Source organism: Aliivibrio sp. 1S175 (genome assembly GCF_001690985.1).
Taxonomy (GTDB): Bacteria; Pseudomonadota; Gammaproteobacteria; order Enterobacterales; family Vibrionaceae; genus Aliivibrio.
Genome location: NZ_MAJS01000006.1, coordinates 1 through 20,047, shown reverse-complemented (window position 1 = coordinate 20,047; position 20,047 = coordinate 1). Strand labels below are relative to the sequence as shown.

At 39.9% G+C, this 20,047-nt stretch carries 17 protein-coding genes and 4 tRNA genes; 13 read left to right on the top strand and 8 right to left on the bottom strand.

The window, feature by feature from the left end:
- Positions 1–144 precede the first annotated feature (144 nt).
- Both A6E06_RS02095 and ushA read right to left on the bottom strand, forming a co-directional pair.
- Positions 145–221: transfer RNA gene (locus A6E06_RS02095), tRNA-Pro, on the bottom strand.
- A gap of 179 nt (positions 222–400) precedes the next feature.
- A complete protein-coding gene (gene ushA, locus A6E06_RS02090) occupies positions 401–2,062 on the bottom strand; it encodes a bifunctional UDP-sugar hydrolase/5'-nucleotidase UshA (RefSeq protein ID WP_065591405.1) in 1,662 nt (553 codons plus the stop codon).
- A gap of 386 nt (positions 2,063–2,448) precedes the next feature.
- Here ushA and A6E06_RS02085 point away from each other — a divergent pair, with 386 nt between their 5' ends.
- From A6E06_RS02085 to cobA, 5 genes are all read left to right on the top strand, one after another.
- A complete protein-coding gene (locus A6E06_RS02085; protein ID WP_065591404.1) occupies positions 2,449–4,323 on the top strand; it encodes a methyl-accepting chemotaxis protein in 1,875 nt (624 codons plus the stop codon).
- A 301-nt stretch (positions 4,324–4,624) separates the two neighbouring features.
- Entirely contained in the window at positions 4,625–7,201 is a 2,577-nt protein-coding gene (nirB, locus tag A6E06_RS02080) for a nitrite reductase large subunit NirB (protein ID WP_065591403.1), read from the top strand.
- Positions 7,202–7,203: 2 nt separating this feature from the next.
- Positions 7,204–7,533, top strand: a complete 330-nt coding sequence (gene nirD / locus A6E06_RS02075) for a nitrite reductase small subunit NirD (protein ID WP_017023123.1) — start codon at positions 7,204–7,206, stop codon at positions 7,531–7,533.
- 91 nt (positions 7,534–7,624) lie between these two features.
- Complete coding sequence (locus A6E06_RS02070; protein ID WP_023603619.1) at positions 7,625–8,437, top strand: formate/nitrite transporter family protein; 813 nt, start codon at positions 7,625–7,627, stop codon at positions 8,435–8,437.
- A gap of 139 nt (positions 8,438–8,576) precedes the next feature.
- Positions 8,577–9,359: a uroporphyrinogen-III C-methyltransferase gene (cobA, locus tag A6E06_RS02065; protein WP_065591402.1), complete on the top strand. Its 783-nt coding sequence runs from the start codon at positions 8,577–8,579 to the stop codon at positions 9,357–9,359.
- 85 nt (positions 9,360–9,444) lie between these two features.
- On the opposite strand, the gene kdsA is transcribed toward cobA, so the two are convergent.
- The 6 genes from kdsA to hemA are packed head-to-tail and all read right to left on the bottom strand — an operon-like array spanning position 9,445 to position 14,760.
- The gene (gene kdsA, locus A6E06_RS02060; protein WP_012549587.1) at positions 9,445–10,299 is read right to left on the bottom strand and encodes a 3-deoxy-8-phosphooctulonate synthase; all 855 of its coding nucleotides are present in this window, start codon (positions 10,297–10,299) and stop codon (positions 9,445–9,447) included.
- Between the two features lie 11 nt (positions 10,300–10,310).
- Positions 10,311–11,123: a SirB1 family protein gene (locus A6E06_RS02055; RefSeq protein WP_065591401.1), complete on the bottom strand. Its 813-nt coding sequence runs from the start codon at positions 11,121–11,123 to the stop codon at positions 10,311–10,313.
- A 2-nt stretch (positions 11,124–11,125) separates the two neighbouring features.
- Positions 11,126–11,506 (bottom strand): SirB2 family protein, encoded by a 381-nt coding sequence (locus tag A6E06_RS02050; RefSeq protein ID WP_065591400.1) that lies wholly within the window; start codon positions 11,504–11,506, stop codon positions 11,126–11,128.
- A gap of 3 nt (positions 11,507–11,509) precedes the next feature.
- The gene (gene prmC, locus A6E06_RS02045) at positions 11,510–12,376 is read right to left on the bottom strand and encodes a peptide chain release factor N(5)-glutamine methyltransferase (RefSeq protein ID WP_065591399.1); all 867 of its coding nucleotides are present in this window, start codon (positions 12,374–12,376) and stop codon (positions 11,510–11,512) included.
- Positions 12,376–13,464 (bottom strand): peptide chain release factor 1, encoded by a 1,089-nt coding sequence (gene prfA, locus A6E06_RS02040; RefSeq protein WP_065591398.1) that lies wholly within the window; start codon positions 13,462–13,464, stop codon positions 12,376–12,378. Before prfA ends, prmC begins: the two co-directional genes overlap by 1 nt.
- 39 nt (positions 13,465–13,503) lie before the next feature.
- On the bottom strand, positions 13,504–14,760 hold the full coding sequence (hemA, locus tag A6E06_RS02035) for a glutamyl-tRNA reductase (protein WP_065591397.1): 1,257 nt from the start codon (positions 14,758–14,760) through the stop codon (positions 13,504–13,506).
- A gap of 168 nt (positions 14,761–14,928) precedes the next feature.
- Between hemA and lolB the strand changes: the two genes are divergently transcribed.
- The 8 genes from lolB to A6E06_RS01995 all read left to right on the top strand — a co-directional run bounded on the left by lolB (position 14,929) and on the right by A6E06_RS01995 (position 19,995).
- Positions 14,929–15,555, top strand: coding sequence for a lipoprotein insertase outer membrane protein LolB (gene lolB, locus A6E06_RS02030; RefSeq protein WP_255310655.1), 627 nt, complete (start codon positions 14,929–14,931; stop codon positions 15,553–15,555).
- Between the two features lie 14 nt (positions 15,556–15,569).
- Positions 15,570–16,436, top strand: a complete 867-nt coding sequence (gene ispE, locus A6E06_RS02025; protein WP_065591810.1) for a 4-(cytidine 5'-diphospho)-2-C-methyl-D-erythritol kinase — start codon at positions 15,570–15,572, stop codon at positions 16,434–16,436.
- Positions 16,437–16,474: 38 nt separating this feature from the next.
- Positions 16,475–17,422, top strand: coding sequence for a ribose-phosphate pyrophosphokinase (locus A6E06_RS02020; protein WP_065591809.1), 948 nt, complete (start codon positions 16,475–16,477; stop codon positions 17,420–17,422).
- A gap of 179 nt (positions 17,423–17,601) precedes the next feature.
- Positions 17,602–18,192, top strand: a complete 591-nt coding sequence (gene pth / locus A6E06_RS02015) for an aminoacyl-tRNA hydrolase (RefSeq protein ID WP_065591396.1) — start codon at positions 17,602–17,604, stop codon at positions 18,190–18,192.
- 19 nt (positions 18,193–18,211) lie between these two features.
- Positions 18,212–19,303 (top strand): redox-regulated ATPase YchF, encoded by a 1,092-nt coding sequence (gene ychF, locus A6E06_RS02010; RefSeq protein ID WP_065591395.1) that lies wholly within the window; start codon positions 18,212–18,214, stop codon positions 19,301–19,303.
- Between the two features lie 306 nt (positions 19,304–19,609).
- Positions 19,610–19,686: transfer RNA gene (locus A6E06_RS02005), tRNA-Met, on the top strand.
- Between the two features lie 99 nt (positions 19,687–19,785).
- Positions 19,786–19,870, top strand: a tRNA-Leu gene (locus tag A6E06_RS02000).
- A 50-nt stretch (positions 19,871–19,920) separates the two neighbouring features.
- Positions 19,921–19,995 (top strand) — tRNA-Gln (locus A6E06_RS01995).
- Positions 19,996–20,047 lie beyond the last annotated feature (52 nt).

Below are 20,047 nucleotides of genomic sequence, written 5' to 3'. Positions count from 1 at the left end.
GGGTCTAGGGTCTAGGGTCTTTGACGCATAATAGGTATTGATCGCTATCAATACCTATTTATTACATAAAATAAGTAACTAATATTAGTACGATATTACAAACGCAAAAAAGCCGCATCATTTCTGATGCGGCTTTCTTAAAAGTGGTCGGTGAAGAGGGATTCGAACCCCCGACCCTCTGGTCCCAAACCAGATGCGCTACCAAGCTGCGCTATTCACCGAGCTGTTAAACAAAGACCTTGTCCGTGTCAACGAGGGCTATAATACTGTCTATGAGTTTTTTGACAAGCATTATTTTGTTTTTTCTTTCTGTTCGCTTACAAAAACAACAAACTGTTGAATTCATAAACAAAAGCCTCTGAAACTATAATGAATCAGAGGCTTATTCTTCTTTTAAAAATTACTTATAAGTAATCTCACCACGAGGGGCAAATTCATTTATATCAATTGGGCTATTTGTTTCTAAGAATTCTTTAAGTACTTCAGCATCAACAAAACCCGTATTTACATAACCTGGGTGATCCGATATTTTCGGGTAACCATCACCACCAGCGGCATTGTAACTTGGTACCGTAAAGCGGTATGTTTTATCTAAACGTAATTGCTTACCACCGATAAATACATTAGACACTTTACCGTTTTCTACTGTCATTTTAATACCTGCGAACTGTGCATAAGCGCCAGAATCTGCTGGTTTTGTTCCAACTACATTTAGGTAATCTAATACTTCCTTACCCGTCATATCAGTGTAAGTCACGATATTACCAAATGGCTGCACTGTTAGAACATCTTTATACGTTACATCACCACCTTCAATAGAATCACGAACACCACCAGAATTCATCACAGCAAAGTCAGCTTTCGCACGCTCCATATGAGACTGAGCAATTAAACGACCTAAGTTAGTCTGTTCAAAACGTACTATATTACGATCGCCTTCTAATTTGCCGTTAGTCGATGCAATTTTCACATTCAACTGACCTTGACCTTTTTCTTGGTAAGGCGTTAAGAATGCAAGTAATTCACTGTCTTGCTTGATTTCATCTTGAATGAAAACACGCTGGCTTTTCCCGTCGACTTTAATCTTTTTCTTCAAGTTAACAGGGATTAGGTTATAGCTTACCATTTCTAATTCACCATTACGGAATTCAAAATCAGCTTTACCTACATACTTACCCCACTCGTGTGCTTGAACAATCCAAGTACCGTTTTGTTGATCTGGTTGACACTCATCGCCCGGCTTGAAGTTTTTCTTAGCGACATTTGGGCCTTCCATACACACAGGCTCTTGTGAGTGACCACCCACAATCATATCTAGTTCACCTAACTCAAGTGAACGCGCTAATGCCACATCACCAGGAGCATTGATACCACGTTGACCATTCTCATAGTGACCCATATGCGTTACTGCAAAGATAAGATCTGGCTTTTCATTTACTTCTAATTCTGCAATTACTTTTTTCGCTTCTTCTTTTGGATCGCGGAACTCTAATTCAGCAATATATTCAGGGTTACCAATCTTTGCGGTATCTTCAGTTGTAAAACCAATAACTGCGATTTTGATACCTTGTTTTTCAAAGATTTCATAAGCTTGATATTTACGCTCACCAGTTTCTTTGTCATAAATGTTTGCAGACAACATTGGGAACTCTGCCCAGTTGATTTGCTTTTGAAGAATATCTAATGGGTTATCAAACTCATGATTACCTAATGCAATCGCATCATAACCAATTTTATTCATGCCTTTAAAATCAGGTTCAGCATCTTGAAGATCAGATTCTGGGACACCAGTATTAATATCACCACCAGAAAGTAAAAGTACACTGCCACCTTCGGCTTGAACTTCTGCACGTAATTCATCAATCAGCGTTTTACGAGCAGCCATGCCATATTCACCGTATTTATTTTGCCAAAAACGACCATGGTTATCGTTTGTATGTAATACCGTTAGCTTATACGTAGTATCTTCTTGCCACGCGTGCTCAGTTGTCGTTGCACAACCCGCAAGTGTCGTTAGTAATGCCGCTGCTATCGCTGTTTTTAGAGAAAGACGTTCCATCATGTTTCACCATTAATTCAAAGAAAATAATCTAGACCGATTCAAACTGTAATGCAGTGAACAAGTCAATAACCAGACCAAGTTTAAAAGAATTATTGTGCACTCTCACATTGATCTCATAAATATGTCTATTAGATCACTAAAAATGATTGATAAATAGGTAAAAAAAAGTAAACCACCATTAATTGAATATTTAGTAAACAAAGCAAGTGCTAGCCTACTCAATGACTTATTGAAAATAATAAAAATCATTAATATGAAAAATAAAAATAAAAATAAAACAGTTAAGTTTTGTCAGATATTTCCGATAACAAAACCAGTACTTACAAAGTACTCAATATAAAAACGAGTGTAATTGCAACATTTAACCCACGGATTTAGGTAAAACTATGAAACTAAAACATAAGCTAATAGGCGCGAGTGTACTCGCTGTTGTTGTTACCGCTTCAGCCCTAACTTGGCTGGCTTCTAATCAACTTTTTGAACAAACTCGCAACGGTGTTTATTCGCGCGCAGAGAGTGTTACTTCGGCAGCCACTACCGGGATATCAAATTGGATATCGATTAAAGCTGAAATCGCTCACGCTACCAATGATTACACTCAAGAAAGTGACATTGTTTCTTTTTTACAACTTAGCCGTAAAGCCGGTGGATTCGATGATATTTTCTTTGGCACACCTCAAGGGGATATGCACCGCTCTCATCCTGAAAGAAATCGTGCTGATTACGATCCTCGCCAACGTCCTTGGTATCAAGAAGCACAACGCGAAAACCAGCAAATCATTACTTCAGCATATCAAGATGCAATTACCCAATCTCTTCTGGTAACCATTGCTGAACCTGTTTATAAGAATGGTACCTTCTTAGGTGTCATTGGTGCTGATGTGCTTATCGACCAACTGATTGATGATGTTATCAGCTTAGACGCAGGTAAAGACACCATCACAATGCTGATTGATAGCGATGGTACTTTCTTAGCGCACCCAAACAAATCCCTGATCAAGAAAGACGTAAACCGTTATTTCTCAGACATGTCTCCACAAAGCATTCAAGAATCCATCAATTCAAAAACCATTGAATTCGCAGAAATCAACGGCAGTAATAAACTGGTTTATTTTGCAAAAGTACCTAATACAAAATGGACATTTGCCGTTGAGATGACACAAGCAACTGAAGAAGCCGCGCACAGCGCATTGCTTCGTGAAATCATCCTACTAAGCATTGTATTAACAGTAATTGTTGCTATTGGTGTAACCACCTTGGTTAACGTCCTATTTAGAGATCTACTTCGAGTATCTGATGCGCTTGCTGAAATTTCATCAGGTGAAGGTGATTTAACACAACGTCTAGAACCAAACAGTAATGACGAAGTTGGTCAACTAGCAATTAATTTCAATACCTTTGTCGGAAATATGCATTCAATGGTGTGTCGCCTACGCGATATCTCTACAACTTTAGCTAGACAAGCAAACTCAACCGCAGAAAGTGCTGAAGAACGTAATGTTCGCATCCAACATCAGATGGATGAGATTAACATGGTCGCTACAGCGATTAATGAAATGGCTGCAGCAACGCAAGAGATTGCAGGCAATGCTGATAATACGGCTCAAACCGCAGAAGAAACGGTTACGGCATCAAACCATGGTGCAGAGCAGGTAGGCCAAAGCCAACACTCAATTGATAACTTAGCAAAAGAAGTTGAAACAGCGACAGGCGTGATTGAAGAGCTTCATCACAACGCTCAAAATATCAATACGATTCTTTCAACTATCCAAAACATTGCAGAACAAACTAACTTGCTTGCACTGAATGCGGCCATTGAAGCAGCTCGAGCTGGCGAACAAGGTCGTGGTTTTGCTGTGGTAGCTGATGAGGTTCGTATCTTGAGTCAACGTACTCATGCATCGACTCAAGAAATTCAACAAATGATTGAAACGCTACAAGGAACCACTCAAAAAGCCGTTGGGATCATGCAAGACAGTCAAACATTAGCAAATACCAGTGTTGAAGATGCTCAATCTGCCTCAGCAAGTCTATTGCAAATCACAAACTCAGTAACACAAATTAGTGATATGGCAGCACAAATTGCCGCAGCAGCAGAAGAGCAATCATCAGTAACCGAAGAAATTACACGCAATACAGAAGCCGTTCGTGATGTTTCAAATGAACTAACAGAAGAAACGAAACAATCAGTAATTCAAGCCTCTGAACTTTCTGAGCTGTCAAATGAACTAAAACAAGAGATCGAACGATTTAAGTTATAACCCTTAATATTTATACGGTTCCTTATAAAAAGACAGAATATGACACTCATATTCTGTCTTTTTTTTTCATAATTACACCTATAAACACACCAAAATTCCGAATATCCCCCCATATATTGTAAATAAACTACACACACAAGCTACGTGCTACAGTTAATTAATTGATTTAAAAGTAATAAACACCTAAACCAATTAATGATTACCCCTTTAGGGTAGTTTTATTTCGTAATTGATCCACGTCATATCTACATAATCATTCATAATTCATCATATATGCATATCAAATATAATAGGAATTCTTATGAGCAAGATGAAACTAGTTATCATCGGTAATGGCATGGTTGGTCATCGCTATATCGAAGATTTAGTAGAGAAAACAGATGTTCAAAATATGGATATCACGGTGTTCTGTGAAGAACCACGTATCGCTTATGATCGTGTTCACCTTTCCTCTTACTTTTCTCATCATACTGCTGATGACCTCTCTCTTGTAAAAGAAGGATTCTATGAAAAGCACGGCCTTAATGTATTAATTGGCGAACGTGCCATTAACATTAACCGTGAGAAACAAGTGGTTTATTCAAGTACTGGTCGTGAAATTCAATACGACAAACTCGTTCTTGCTACTGGCTCTTTTCCATTCGTTCCACCAATTAAAGGTAACGAAAGTAAAGACTGTTTTGTGTACCGCACGATTGAAGATCTTAAATCTATCGAAGCTACCGCTAAAAACAGTAAAAGTGGTGTTGTTATTGGTGGTGGCCTGCTTGGACTTGAAGCCGCTGGCGCACTTAAAGCATTAGGCGTTACAACACATGTTGTTGAATTTGCTCCTGTATTAATGGCAGAGCAACTGGATCAACAAGGTGGCTTACAGCTGCGTAATAAAATCGAACGTATGGGGGTTCAAGTTCATACGAGCAAAAATACATTAGAAATCGTTCCAGAAGGCAAAGATGCACGTAATGTCATGCGTTTTGCTGACGGTACTGAACTTGAAACTGATTTCATCGTCTTCTCTGCAGGTATTCGCCCTCAAGATAAATTAGCTCGTCAAATGGGCTTAGGTGTTGCTCCTCGTGGTGGAGTTGAAATCAATAATAACTGCCAAACAACAGATAGCAATGTATACGCGATTGGCGAATGTGCTTCTTGGAACCGTACTTTCTACGGTCTGGTTGCCCCTGGTTATAAAATGGCAACGGTTGCCGTTGACCATTTATTAGGCAATGACAGTGCATTTGAAGGTGCTGACATGAGTGCTAAATTGAAATTACTTGGCGTTAAAGTAGGTTCAATTGGTGACGCAAATGGGCGAACTCCTGGTTGTAAGAGCTACGTTTACCAAAACGAAGAACAGGAAGTGTATAAGCGCATTATCGTTTCTGAAGACGGTAAGAAATTACTGGGTGCAGTAATGGTTGGAGATACGTCTGATTATGGCGACTTACTGCAACTTAAACTGAATGACATTGATCTTCCTGAACATCCAGATCTTCTGATCCTTCCTGCGCATGCGGGTGCAGAAAAACCATCATTAGGCGCTGACTCTTTACCAGAAACAGCGGTTATCTGTTCTTGTTTTGATGTAACTAAAGGAAAAATTGCTCAAGCGGTTGCAGATGGTCATCACACGATGGCAGATATTAAGGCGGTTACTGGAGCGGGTACGGGCTGTGGGGGTTGTATCCCTCTGGTAACTTCCGTTCTTAATGCTGAGTTAGCAAAATCAGGCATCGAAGTAAAAAGTGACGTATGTGAGCATTTTGCTTATTCTCGCCAAGAATTATTTCACCTAATCCGCATCGAAGAAATCAAGACATTCGATGAGCTATTAGAGAAATATGGTAAAGGCTATGGCTGTGAAGTATGTAAACCACTTGCCGGTTCTATTCTTGCTTCTTGCTGGGGTGAACACATCCTTAAACCAGCATTAGTTAAACTGCACGATACCAACGATAACTTCTTAGGTAACATTCAAAAAGACGGTACTTACTCGGTCATTCCACGTATGGCTGGTGGTGAAGTCACACCACAAGCACTAAGTGCATTAGCGGCCGTTGCTGCTGAATATAATCTTTACACTAAAATTACAGGTGCTCAACGTATCGGTCTATTCGGTGCTCAAAAAGACGATCTTCCAACAATTTGGAAAAAGCTCATTGAGGCCGGCTACGAGACAGGACAAGCTTACGGTAAAGCCTTACGTATGGCTAAGACGTGTGTTGGTTCAACATGGTGTCGTTACGGTGTTCAAGACTCTGTAGGCTTGGGCGTAGCACTTGAGAATCGCTACAAAGGTATTCGTACTCCTCATAAAATGAAGTTTGGTGTCTCGGGTTGTACGCGTGAATGTGCAGAAGCACAAGGTAAAGATTTAGGCATCATTGCAACCGATGCGGGTTGGAACATGTACGTGTGTGGTAATGGGGGAATGAAACCTCGTCACGCTGACTTGTTAGCAACGGATCTAGACCAAGAAACGCTGATTAAATACATCGACCGTTTCATGATGTTCTACATTAGAACAGCAGCTCCACTGCAACGTACGTCAGTATGGATGGATAACCTTGAAGGTGGCGTTGATTATTTACGTGAAGTGATTGTGGATAATAAGCTTGGTATTAACGACCAACTTGAAACTGATGTTGCATCACTGATTAATAACTTCAGCTGTGAATGGACAGACACCATTAATGATGAAGCTCAACTAAAACGTTTCTCTCACTTCATTAACTCTGAAGAACGCGATGATAATGTTGTATTTGTTTCTGATGGCCGCGAACAACACCGCCCAGCAACGTATACAGAGAAAAATCCAAACGCGAAAGGCGATATCTTGCATGTTGCTCTAACAGAAACAAGTGTGGAGAAATAATCATGACGACTAAATTCCAAAAAATCTGTCCACTAGACGACATCATTCCAGGTACAGGCGTTTGTGCATTAATTAACGGTGAGCAAGTGGCGATATTTCGTCCAAACGCTGATGACAAAGTGTTTGCTATCAGTAATCGTGACCCATTTGCAAACTCTAACGTATTGTCTCGTGGCCTTACCGTTCAACACCAAGGCGAACTTTGGGTTGCAAGCCCATTGAAGAAACAACGCTTTAACCTTACTACTGGGGTTTGTATGGAAGACGAACGCTTTAACGTAAAAGCGTATAACGTTCGAGTCATTAAAAATACCGTAGAAATCGCAGCATAAACTGAGATTCGATAGTTCAAGGGTTTCTAGCCTCACCTAGGAGCCCTTTCCTATCTAATTTTAATCTTTAACTTTTAATAAAGGGACTCTTATGTCTTATGTAAAACCTGCTGAATTAGTTCAAACAATGATCGATGTTGGCGAAGCAAAAGTAAAAACATCAAGTCGTGATCTTCTTTTACGTGGCACGATGGCGGGTATCATCCTTTCTCTTGCTGTTGTCGTTGCGATTACAACAATTGTGCAAACCGGTGTTGGTATTGTTGGCGCTTTAGTCTTCCCTGTCGGTTTTTGTATTCTGAGTCTTATGGGCTACGACTTATTAACGGGTGTTTTTGGTCTTGCACCACTTGCTAAGTTTGATAACCGTCCTGGCATCACTTGGGGTCGAATCTTCAGAACGTGGGGATGGGTTGGTCTTGGTAACCTAATCGGTTCTCTACTTGTTGCTTTTCTTATTGCACTTGTTTTTACTATGAACTTTAGTGTTGAAGCAGGCGCAGTAGGCCAAAAATTCATCGCAGCAGCAACAAGCCGTACTATGGGTTACGCCGCACATGGTATGGATGGTTGGATCACCGTATTTGTCAAAGCAATTCTTTGTAACCTAATGGTATGTTTAGGCGTTATCGGCAATATGACGGCTCGCTCTGTTGCAGGTAAGATTGCAGCAATGTGGCTTCCAATCTTTATTTTCTTTGCATTAGTATTTGAACACGCCGTAGTTAACATGTTCCTATTCCCATTAGGTATGATGCTGGGTGCTGATTTCACTATTATGGATTGGTTAAACTGGAACTTAATTCCAACGCTGCTTGGCAACCTTGTGGGTGGCCTTCTATTTACGTGTATTCCTCTGTACCTAACACACGCAAAAACTGCACCATCATTGGATCTTAAATAACAGAAAAATAAGTCATCGCATTTGTTATAACTCATTCAAATAAAATCACTCTTGATCTGGTATTAAGGGTGATTTTTTTTATCGACTCTTACATAATGGAGTCAGCGTCAATATTCACATATTATTCTGGAACCCTATTATGCCAAGTATTCAAGCTCAGTCTGAGCAAAAAAAACAAAACGGATTTGTTTCTCTTGTTGGTGCAGGTCCTGGTGATGCCGATCTCTTAACCGTAAAAGGTTACCGCTTAATACAACAAGCCGATGTAGTTGTGTATGATCGCCTTGTCTCTAAAGAAATCTTAGCGCTCGCAAATGATACTGCTGAAATGATTTATGTCGGTAAGAAACTCGATTTTCATTTCGTCCCTCAAGACAAAATTAATCAAATATTGGTTGATAAAGCCCAAGAAGGTAAACACGTTGTTCGCCTTAAAGGCGGAGATTCCTTTATCTTTGGCCGTGGCGGTGAAGAATTAGAAACGCTTGCAGAAAATGGGGTTCAATTTGAAGTGGTTCCAGGAATTACAGCCGCAGCAGGCGCGACCTCTTATGCGGGGATCCCACTAACACATCGAGACCATGCTCAAAGCGTGCAATTTATTACCGCTCATGTTCAAAAAGATGGAGCAGAAATTGAATGGGATGCATTGGCTCGTTCAAACAACACGCTGGTATTTTATATGGGACTAAAACAATCTTCTCATATTTCAACTCAGCTGATCGAGCACGGTTTATCTGCAGATACCCCTTGCGCTATTATTGAACGTGGTACGACTCAAAAACAGAAAGTCTTTACCGGTACTATTTCAGAATTAGCTCAAATGGCAAAAAATGCGATTAGTCCTTCTTTAATTGTCGTCGGTAGCGTAACGACCTTGCATCATAAATTAGATTGGTTTACTCCAACAAATGCTGAGTAATGAATAAATAAGCACGCCCTATTCTAAATACAAAAAAGCCCAAGAAAATCTCTTGGGCTTTTTTATTTATAGACTCGCAACAATATTATTTAATATCGATGTGCTCAAAGCCTTTAATTAAGTCATCTAACGCTTTCATTTGTTTTAAGAAAGGTTCTAGTTGATCTAATGGTAATGCAGAAGGACCGTCACACAGTGCTTTATCTGGCGTTGGGTGAGCTTCAATAAATAAACCCGCAATACCCGTCGCTAAACCTGCTTTAGCAAGTTCAACCGTTTGTGAACGACGTCCACCAGAGGCTTTACCACTTGGATCGCGATTCTGTAAAGAATGCGTCACATCAAAAATGATTGGGCTACCATTTGATACTTTTTTCATCACACCAAAGCCAAGCATATCAACCACTAGGTTGTCGTAACCCATGCATGAACCACGCTCACAAAGTATGATATTTTCGTTACCACACTCAGCAAACTTATCAACAATATTACCCACTTGATCAGGGCTCATGAATTGTGGTTTTTTCACGTTAATGACAGCACCTGTTCTAGCCATTGTCTCAACTAAATCAGTTTGACGAGCAAGGAAAGCTGGAAGTTGAATTACGTCCACCACATCAGCAACAGGTTGAGCTTGTGCCTCTGTATGGATATCCGTAATAATTTTTACACCAAACGTATCTTTCAATTCTTGAAAAATCTTTAGACCTTCTTCCATACCAGGGCCGCGGTATGAATGAACTGACGAACGGTTTGCTTTATCAAAAGACGCTTTAAATACGTATGGGATGCCTAATCGATCAGTGATCTCTACGTAAGTCTCACACATGCGCATAGCCAAATCACGAGACTCTAATACATTCATACCTGCAAATAAGGTAAACGGCTTATCATTTGCTACATCGATATTGCCAATTTTTACTGTTTTTTGATTTTGCATTATCTTCACTCTTAATGGAGAACGGTAGGGTGTTGTTCTAATAATAATTGAACTTGCTTCTTCATCAGCATCGCTGAAGGATCATTAGGGCACTGTTCAATAAAATAGATTAAATCATTTTTAGCGACATCATTACAGTGTAGTTGCTGATAGATTAATCCTCTATCGCGGATCTCAAAGGGATCATCTGGCACCATACTCAATGCAAGATCACTACACGTTAATGCAAATGAAAACTTACGCTCTCTAATGCACGCCGTTTTAATCACAGCTAGTAAACGCCCAATTAATGTTGGATTATCTATTGATTCTAAATGCACCGGTAATATTTGTGCTAATGGGCCACCATAGCCAATAAGCCATGCGGTCATCAAATGCGTACTAACATATTGCCCATCAAATGGATTCAAATAAAGAGGTGCTTGATTTGGCCATTCGACTTTCAATACTAACTGAGTGGGAAAATTAATCGCACTAACTGGCAGATTTACGTATTCACATAAGTGCAAAAAAATAGCACCTAACGTAACTGGGATACCCTTCTTACTCTCAAGCACATAATCAATAAATGCATTTTCAGAGTTGAAGTAAGAATCAGTATCACCTTGGAAACCCCATTCTACATAAAAAAGATGAATCAACTGCTCTAAGCGCTGCTCATCATTAATTTCATGAACTAACGCTTGTTCTGCCTCAATACACATTTCTCGTAGTTTGATGTCAACTCGTAGTCTTTGTATTTCAGGATTAATCGCTAAATTAAGCGCTAAAGCCCCAGCTACAAGATTAAGGTCTTCTAAATTTTCACCAAGCAACTGAAACATATTTACCCCAGAAATGTCGCTTTCGTCATCGCGATATTAGCTGCAACCATCAACCAACCTAATGCGCCAAGGAAGGCAAATGTTTTAAATACTTTGTTTTTACTGCTTCCTAGAGTGACAAACCCCAGAGCGATATAAACCAAAACACAAGTCAATTTCTCAGTTAACCAAGGAGCTGCACCTGTAAATGGAATGAATCCAGTTATAAAAATAAGTGCAACGCCACTTAATAGCATTGCCGTATCAACAACATGAGGAACGCGTTTTAAAAATGCTTTATTACGAAGATCTGAATCAACCATCATTAATACATAGCGAACAACAAATAGCAGTACGCTACAAGCAATCATAAATAGGTGAATATGTTTAACAGCGGTATACATGAATTATCCTTTATTCTCTGTGTTTACTGACCATTGACCTAACGTAACACGGTCATTACCAGCATAATCTTGTTCTGTTTTGACATTATCAAAGCCATGCGCTTCAAAATAAGTACGTAGTCGCTTACCTTGTTCAAAGCCATGTTCCATAAGCAACCAGCCATTATCAACTAAATGATTTCGGCTATGTTCCATAATATGAATTAAATCGGCAAAGCCTTCTTGCTCTGCAACTAATGCTGTTTGAGGTTCGAACCGTACATCACCTTGAGATAAATGAGGATCATTTCCATCAATATAAGGTGGATTGCTCACAATAATAGAAAACTGTTCATCGGGTTTAATTGGCGCAAACCAACTTCCCTGGCGAAATTCAGTATTCATAATATGGTTACCTTTGGCATTAGCTTGCGCTAATTCAACTGCATCTTGTTGATAATCAACACCAATAACACTAATAGCAGGCATTTCAGAAGCAATCGCTAATGCTATCGCACCAGTCCCTGTTCCTAAATCTAATACCTTTGTTGATAATTCATCAAGGTGGTCTAGAGCAATCTCAACTAAACGCTCTGTATCAGGGCGAGGAATTAATGTTGTAGGGGAAACTTTAAGTGGTAATGACCAAAATTCTCTATAACCTACGATGTAAGCAATAGGTTCACCAGAAAGGCGACGGGAAAGTAACGATTCAAATGCTGTTAGCTCTGTATCAGTTAGCTCTTTTTCAGGCCAAGTCAACAGGTAGCTTCTTGGTTTATCTAAAATATGACACAGCAGCACAGAGGCATCAACCTGAGGAGAATCACTCCCCCCAAGTTGCAGCAATTGAATTGAATGCTTTAACAGCGCTTCAATAGATTGATTCATTAGTTATTTTCAGCTAGCGCAGCAAGTTGGTCTGCTTGATATTCTAATACAACAGGTTCGATCAACGCGGCTAGATCCCCTTCCATCACTTCATTCAAACGGTAGATAGTCAGGTTAATACGGTGATCAGATACGCGACCTTGTGGGTAGTTATACGTACGAATACGGTCTGAACGGTCACCCGAACCTAATAGATTACGACGCGTATCAGAAACAACAGCGGCACGACGAGCTTCTTCTGCTTGAATAATACGAGCAGCAAGAACAGACATCGCTTTTGCTTTGTTTTTATGTTGTGAACGTTCGTCCTGACACTCTACTACTGTACCCGTAGGTAAGTGAGTAATACGAATAGCAGAATCGGTGGTGTTAACGTGCTGACCACCCGCGCCTGATGAACGGAAAGTATCAATTTTCAAATCAGATGCTTTGATCTCTGGTAAATCCGCTTCTGGGATTTCAGCCATCACAGCAATTGTACACGCTGAAGTATGCACACGACCTTGCGATTCTGTTTCTGGTACGCGTTGAACTCGGTGACCACCTGATTCAAATTTCAATACACCATAAGCGCCATCGCCACTTACTTTTGCGATCATCTCTTTAAAGCCACCTTGCTCTGAAGCATGAGAACTCATGACCTCAATACGCCACCCTTTTTTCTCAGCAAAACGAGAATACATACGGAAAAGGTTACCCGCAAAAATGCCGGCCTCATCACCACCAGCACCGGCACGGATCTCTAAGAAACAGTTACGTTCATCATTTGGATCTTTTGGAATAAGCAGTACTTGTAATTCATCTGTTAAACGTTCACTTGCTTCTTTTGCTTCTTTAATTTCATCTTGCGCCATTTCACGCATTTCAGCATCGTCTTCTTGTGCCATTTCTTGAGCAGCAATAAGATCTTCTTGTACTTGTTCATACGCTTGGAAGCATTGTGTCACTTCTTCCAGTTGAGAGTATTCACGAGATAACGCACGGAATTTATTTTGATCACCAATAATGCCTGGGTCACCTAATAAATGCTGAACTTCTTCATAACGTTCAACTAACGTTTCCAATTTTACTCGAATTGATGCTTTCATATTATAATTGATTCTTTATGTTGGTAGCCTAAGCTACACTTAGTTGTCTAGACCAATACTTCTACGGATCACAGCAAGTTTATCTGGCTCACCATTTTTGGCGGCCTGCTGCATCGCAAGTGTTGGTGCATGAATGAGTTTATTCGTTAATTTATTGCTTAACTCTGCTAAAACTTTTTCGGCATTTTGACCAGAAGCTAAGGCTTGAATACTTTTTTGTAATAATTCAGTACGGATTGATTCTGAATTTTCTCGATATTGACGAATACTATTAACCGCTTGACGAGAACGGATCCACGTCATGAAGCTCGCACTTTCTTCACTGACTATCGCTTCAGCTTGAATAGCTTCTATCTTTCGTTGCTCAATATTGTGGTCAATGATCGATTTAAGATCATCTACCGAATACAGATAAGCATCATTTAATTCTGCGACCTCCCCTTCTATATCTCTAGGGACAGCAATATCAACAAACAGCATCGGCTGATGTTTTCGTTGCTTTAATGCGCTTTCAACCATGCCTTTACCAATAATAGGTAACGGACTGGCTGTAGAACTGATAATGATATCTGCTTTTGGTAGATATTCTGGTATTTCAGGAAGACTTATAACATCTGCATTAAATTGCTCAGCAAGCCCCATCGCTCTCTCTCGAGTACGGTTTGCAACAATAAGTTGCTTACAACCCGCAGCATCTAAATGCTTAGCAACCAATTCAATAGTTTCTCCGGCTCCGACTAAAAGAACGGTAGAATCAGCAAGAGACTCGAAAATTTGACGAGCTAAAATACAAGCAGCATAAGCAACAGAGACTGCATTACCACCGATATTGGTTTCTGTACGAACTCGCTTAGCTACTGAAAAGTCACTCTGGAATAACTTTTCAATTGTCCCTTCCACAGCATTATGCTCTCTTGCATCTGCGAAGGCTTTTTTAACTTGACCTAAAATTTGCGGTTCGCCTAACACTAATGAATCTAATCCGCACGAAACGCGCATTAAATGTTTTACTGCGGCTTGCTCTTCATAAATATAAATACTAGGCATTAATATATCTAAAGAAACACGATGAAACTCAGCTAACCAATTAAGAACATAACCACTACTGACCCCGGTTTTTACTTCACAATAAATTTCCGTTCGATTACAGGTCGATAGAATTACGCCACTTTGAATCGCATCACTATTTTTTAATTCATCTAACGCCTTAGTTAATTTGTCTGGAGAGAAAGCGACTTTCTCACGCAAATCAACAGAGGCTGACGTATGATTGATTCCAACAACAAGCAATGACATTCGGCAAACAGACCAATAAAAAAATAACAAGGACGAATTTTACTTGATGCGACCGAATTTTAAAAGACATGAGGGCGTCCAGTCGGAAAATTAGTGACCAATAAACACTATTTAGCTCCAAATCCGCTAACAATTTGCTACAATCTCAAAATCCACTTTGAATTATGCATGAGATTTTCAATGATGTGCTCTCGTTTTACTCGCTTTCCTTTTGCTATTCTCATCTTGACGCTATTCCTTAGTGCTTGCTCTAGCGTGCCACTAACTCCACAACAATCTACAAATTGGGATAAACACCAAACTCAATTAGAAACGATTTCCCGTTACCAAGTCACAGGAAAAATTGGTTACCAATCTCCAGAAGAGCGCCACAGCTTAAACTTCCAATGGATACAGAAACCGAATAGTAGTCAATTATTGCTTACGACATTTTTAGGTCAAACGGTAATTAAAGCCTCAATGACCGAAGGACATACCATTATTGAAACGGGTGACGGTCAAACCTTTGAAGGACAAGATCCTGGCCGGTTAATGTACGGCCTTACCGGATTAAACCTTCCCATTGGTTATCTAGGAGATTGGATAAAGGGGTTGCCGACCGATGCTGATGATTTCGATCTCAATGAACTCAATACTGTGGATCATTTAGTAAAACAAATTGGCCAAACTAATTGGCATCTACGCTACAATAGTTATATTGAAAAAGGACAAGTACTACTGCCAAGTTCAATGAAACTTACCCAACAAAAAACAACCATTAAAATCATTGCTTCAAATTGGACTGTTTCTCAATGATAAAAAGTTACTCAATGATCACAACATCAACTCGTTGGCCTTCCCCAGCCAAATTAAATTTATTTCTTTATATCAATGGCCAACAAGCCAATGGCTATCATGAATTACAAACCTTATTTCAATTCATAGACCTATGCGACTACCTCATCATTACTGCAAACAAATCAAATGACATCACTCTTTCTCCTGATATTCCAGGAGTTAAAACAAAAGACAATTTGATATGGAAAGCGGCAACTCTACTTCAACAACACGCTCAATGCTCTTTTGGCGCGCATATTGAAATAGAAAAAATATTACCTATGGGTGGTGGTATTGGTGGTGGTTCGTCAAATGCAGCAACCGTATTAGTTGCCCTCAATTTTCTTTGGGGACTTAATTTAAATAATGAAGTACTAGCCGATTTAGGAGTCAAACTTGGGGCAGATGTACCCATTTTTGTTCACGGTTTTTCCGCTTTTGCAGAAGGCATTGGTGAGAAATTACAACCAGCCACTCCTAAAGAGCAATGGTACCTACTGATCAAACCAGAGGTGAGCATTTCTACTGTTGATGTGTTCAGTCACCCAGATTTGATTAGAAACACACCAAAACAGCCACTTAACGTACTTTTGGACGCTCCGTACGAAAACGATTGCGAAAAAATTGTCAGAAGTGTGTATCCAGAGGTTGATTCCCAACTTTCATGGCTGTTAGAATATGCGCCATCAAGACTAACTGGAACAGGTGCTTGTGTTTTTGCTGAATTCAACAGTGAAAAAGAAGCAAAGCATGTTTATTCCTTAATCTCTGATAGTGTAACTGGATTTATCACCCGAGGTATAAATACTTCGCCACTCAACCGCCAATTGGAAGAGTATAAATCATTATGCAAAATATAAAATTCTCACAATTTGGACGCAACCCTGAGGTTTCCACCGTGCCTGACATGAAGCTATTTGCTGGTAATGCAACTCCTAAACTAGCCCAACGTATCGCTGATCGACTATACATTTCACTTGGTGACGCTACTGTAGATCGTTTTTCTGACGGCGAAGTAGCTGTTCAAATTAACGAGAATGTACGTGGTAGTGATGTTTTCATCATCCAGTCTACTTGTGCTCCTACTAATGACAATATCATGGAATTAGTAGTAATGATCGATGCTCTTCGCCGCGCTTCTGCTGGCCGTATTACAGCAGTAATCCCTTACTTCGGTTATGCTCGTCAAGACCGTCGTGTACGTTCTGCTCGTGTACCAATCACTGCTAAAGTTATTGCAGATATGCTTTCAAACGTTGGTGTTGACCGCGTTTTAACTATCGATCTACACGCAGAACAAATTCAAGGCTTCTTCGACGTACCTGTAGATAACATTTTCGGTACTCCTGTACTGCTTGATGATATGCGTACCCGTGGCCTAGAAAACCCTGTTGTTGTTTCTCCTGACTTAGGTGGCGTTGTTCGTGCCCGTGCAACAGCTAAAGCGCTAGGTGATGTTGATATCGCTATCGTTGATAAGCGTCGTCCACGTGCTAACGTTTCTGAAGTAATGAACCTTATCGGTGATGTTGACGGTCGCGATTGCGTTATCGTTGATGACATGATTGATACTGGCGGTACTTTATGTAAAGCAGCTGAAGCCCTAAAAGAACGCGGTGCAAAACGTGTATTTGCTTATGCAACTCACGCTGTATTCTCTGGTTCTGCAGCAGAAAACATTGCAAACTCAGTAATAGACCAAGTTGTTGTTACTGACTCTATTACTCTATCTAAAGAAATGGCAGCAACAGGCAAAGTAACTGAACTTAGCCTTTCTCGCATGCTAGCTGAAGCGATTCGTCGTATTAGCAATGAAGAGTCTATCTCTGCAATGTTTGACCACTAATCAAACAAAAACCTATTCAAAACGCCCTGCATATGCGGGGCGTTTTTGTATTTGGAATTCTTGTGTTAATATGGCGCGCCTTTTTAATGGGACATACTAATACCATTAATTGTCTTTAGTTCGACCTACACTAAATAAGTTTATTAATGATATTAGTATCCAAATAGAGAGATAAGTCTTTGAGCGATCAAATCAAACTTCTTGTTGGACTAGCAAACCCTGGTCTTGAGTATAAAAGAACTCGTCATAATGCAGGAGCATGGGTCGTTGAAGAACTCGCCCGTGTACATAACGTAACATTAAGAGAAGAAACTAAATTCTTCGGATTAACAGGTAGGATCCAAGCCAATGGTCAGGATCTTCGATTGTTGATCCCAACAACGTTTATGAATTTATCAGGTAAAGCTATTGCTTCAGTAGCTAAGTTTTATCAAATAAAACCAGAAGAGATCTTAGTTGCTCATGATGAGCTAGATCTTCCTCCTGGTGTTGCTAAATTCAAAAAAGGTGGTGGGCACGGTGGTCATAACGGCTTACGCGATACCATTAGTAAATTAGCGAATACGAAAGAGTTTTATCGACTTCGTATTGGCATTGGCCATCCAGGCCATAAAGACAAAGTTGCCGGTTTTGTTTTAGGAAAAGCGCCTACCAAAGAACAAGAGTTAATCGATGCTGCAGTAGATGAATCTACTCGTTGCTTAGATATCTTGCTTAAAGACGGATTAAGTAAAGCACAAAATCGTTTACATACATTCAAAGCTGAATAACAAAGATAAGGTTTACATCATGGGTTTTAAATGCGGAATCGTTGGTCTTCCAAACGTTGGTAAATCAACACTGTTTAACGCACTAACTAAAGCAGGAATTGAAGCTGCAAACTTCCCTTTCTGTACTATTGAACCAAACACTGGTGTGGTTCCGGTTCCTGATCTACGTTTAGACGCATTAGCTAAAATCGTAAATCCAGAGCGTATCCTTCCAACTACAATGGAATTTGTAGACATTGCAGGTCTGGTTGCTGGTGCATCTAAAGGTGAAGGTCTAGGTAATAAATTCTTGGCTAACATCCGTGAAACAGATGCTATTGGCCATGTTGTTCGCTGTTTTGAAGATGACAATATCATTCACGTTGCTGGTAAAATATCACCAATTGAAGATATCGAAATCATCAATCTTGAACTTGCTCTTGCCGATTTAGATTCATGCGAACGCGCAATCTTACGTCAAGCTAAAAAAGCAAAAGGCGGCGATCAAACGGCTAAGTTTGAAATTTCAGTACTTGAAAAGCTATTACCTGTTTTTACAGAAGGTGGCATGGCTCGTACGGTTGAACTTTCAAAAGAAGAAGTTGCAGCGGTTTCTTACCTTAACTTCCTAACGTTAAAACCAACAATGTATATTGCTAACGTTGCTGAAGATGGTTTTGAAAATAACCCATATTTAGATCTTGTTAGTGAGTATGCCGCAGCAGAAAACAACGTAGTTGTTGCTGTATGTGCAGCCATTGAATCAGAGCTATCTGAACTTGACGACGCAGATCGTGAAGAATTCTTTGCTGACATGGGAATTGAAGAACCTGGCCTAAACCGTGTTATCCGTTCAGGTTATGAGTTATTAACTCTACAAACGTATTTTACTGCGGGCGTTAAAGAAGTTCGTGCTTGGACTATCCCTGTAGGTGCTACAGCACCACAAGCTGCCGGGAAAATCCACACTGATTTTGAAAAAGGTTTCATCCGTGCAGAAGTTGTAGGTTACGACAACTTTATCGAATTTGGCGGGGAAAGTGGCGCTAAAGAAGCGGGCAAATGGCGCCTTGAAGGAAAAGATTACATCGTTAAAGATGGCGATGTAGTGCATTTCCGCTTCAACGTATAATAAAAAAGGCCAGCATATTTGCTGGCCTCTTTATTACTTGTCTATATTTCAAACAGTTAAAACCTATTACTTCTTATCTTTTACATATCACTACTTCTTATTTCTAACTCTTATTCTTATTCTTTTGCTCTAAATCACTCTATTTTGCATATAAAAAGCACGCTTTGATTAAAATCCGTTCGAACAAACAAAGAATTCATATTTTTTTCAAAAAAGTGTTGACGCATAAGCCTCTGGTAAGCATAATGCGCTCCGTCCTCACCGATAAGACGGAAGAGAGACAAGTTAGAAAGAAAGAAACAATTTGGCTACTTAGCTCAGCTGGTTAGAGCACATCACTCATAATGATGGGGTCACAGGTTCAAATCCCGTAGTAGCCACCATACAACTTTTAATTGGTTTACCATTCGCCGATTAAAATATAGAATAACTACTCTTTATTGATTAAGTAACGATTGTTCTTAATAATCAAACAGTAGAACGCGGACGTGGCGGAATTGGTAGACGCACCAGATTTAGGTTCTGGCGCCGTAAGGTGTGAGAGTTCAAGTCTCTCCGTCCGCACCATATTTAAAGATGCATTATTTTAGTTTAACTACTAACCTAATCTTCTCTGTTGGGATATCGCCAAGCGGTAAGGCACCGGCTTTTGATGCCGGCATTCCCTGGTTCAAATCCAGGTATCCCAACCACTATTTACATAATTGATGCAACCTGATTGATTATGACAACGTTAGAAAGACT

What these genes read in the sequence shown, in the direction of transcription:
- A6E06_RS02055 (WP_065591401.1), bottom strand. Translation starts at nt 11,123, where the DNA reads ATGTTTCAGTTGCTTGGTGAAAATTTAGAAGACCTTAATCTTGTAGCT.
- ispE (WP_065591810.1), top strand. Translation starts at nt 15,570, where the DNA reads ATGATCACAACATCAACTCGTTGGCCTTCCCCAGCCAAATTAAATTTA.
- ychF (WP_065591395.1), top strand. Translation starts at nt 18,212, where the DNA reads ATGGGTTTTAAATGCGGAATCGTTGGTCTTCCAAACGTTGGTAAATCA.
- ushA (WP_065591405.1), bottom strand. Translation starts at nt 2,062, where the DNA reads ATGATGGAACGTCTTTCTCTAAAAACAGCGATAGCAGCGGCATTACTA.
- nirB (WP_065591403.1), top strand. Translation starts at nt 4,625, where the DNA reads ATGAGCAAGATGAAACTAGTTATCATCGGTAATGGCATGGTTGGTCAT.
- prmC (WP_065591399.1), bottom strand. Translation starts at nt 12,376, where the DNA reads ATGAATCAATCTATTGAAGCGCTGTTAAAGCATTCAATTCAATTGCTG.
- A6E06_RS02070 (WP_023603619.1), top strand. Translation starts at nt 7,625, where the DNA reads ATGTCTTATGTAAAACCTGCTGAATTAGTTCAAACAATGATCGATGTT.
- cobA (WP_065591402.1), top strand. Translation starts at nt 8,577, where the DNA reads ATGCCAAGTATTCAAGCTCAGTCTGAGCAAAAAAAACAAAACGGATTT.
- prfA (WP_065591398.1), bottom strand. Translation starts at nt 13,464, where the DNA reads ATGAAAGCATCAATTCGAGTAAAATTGGAAACGTTAGTTGAACGTTAT.
- hemA (WP_065591397.1), bottom strand. Translation starts at nt 14,760, where the DNA reads ATGTCATTGCTTGTTGTTGGAATCAATCATACGTCAGCCTCTGTTGAT.
- A6E06_RS02050 (WP_065591400.1), bottom strand. Translation starts at nt 11,506, where the DNA reads ATGTATACCGCTGTTAAACATATTCACCTATTTATGATTGCTTGTAGC.
- nirD (WP_017023123.1), top strand. Translation starts at nt 7,204, where the DNA reads ATGACGACTAAATTCCAAAAAATCTGTCCACTAGACGACATCATTCCA.
- lolB (WP_255310655.1), top strand. Translation starts at nt 14,929, where the DNA reads ATGAGATTTTCAATGATGTGCTCTCGTTTTACTCGCTTTCCTTTTGCT.
- A6E06_RS02085 (WP_065591404.1), top strand. Translation starts at nt 2,449, where the DNA reads ATGAAACTAAAACATAAGCTAATAGGCGCGAGTGTACTCGCTGTTGTT.
- kdsA (WP_012549587.1), bottom strand. Translation starts at nt 10,299, where the DNA reads ATGCAAAATCAAAAAACAGTAAAAATTGGCAATATCGATGTAGCAAAT.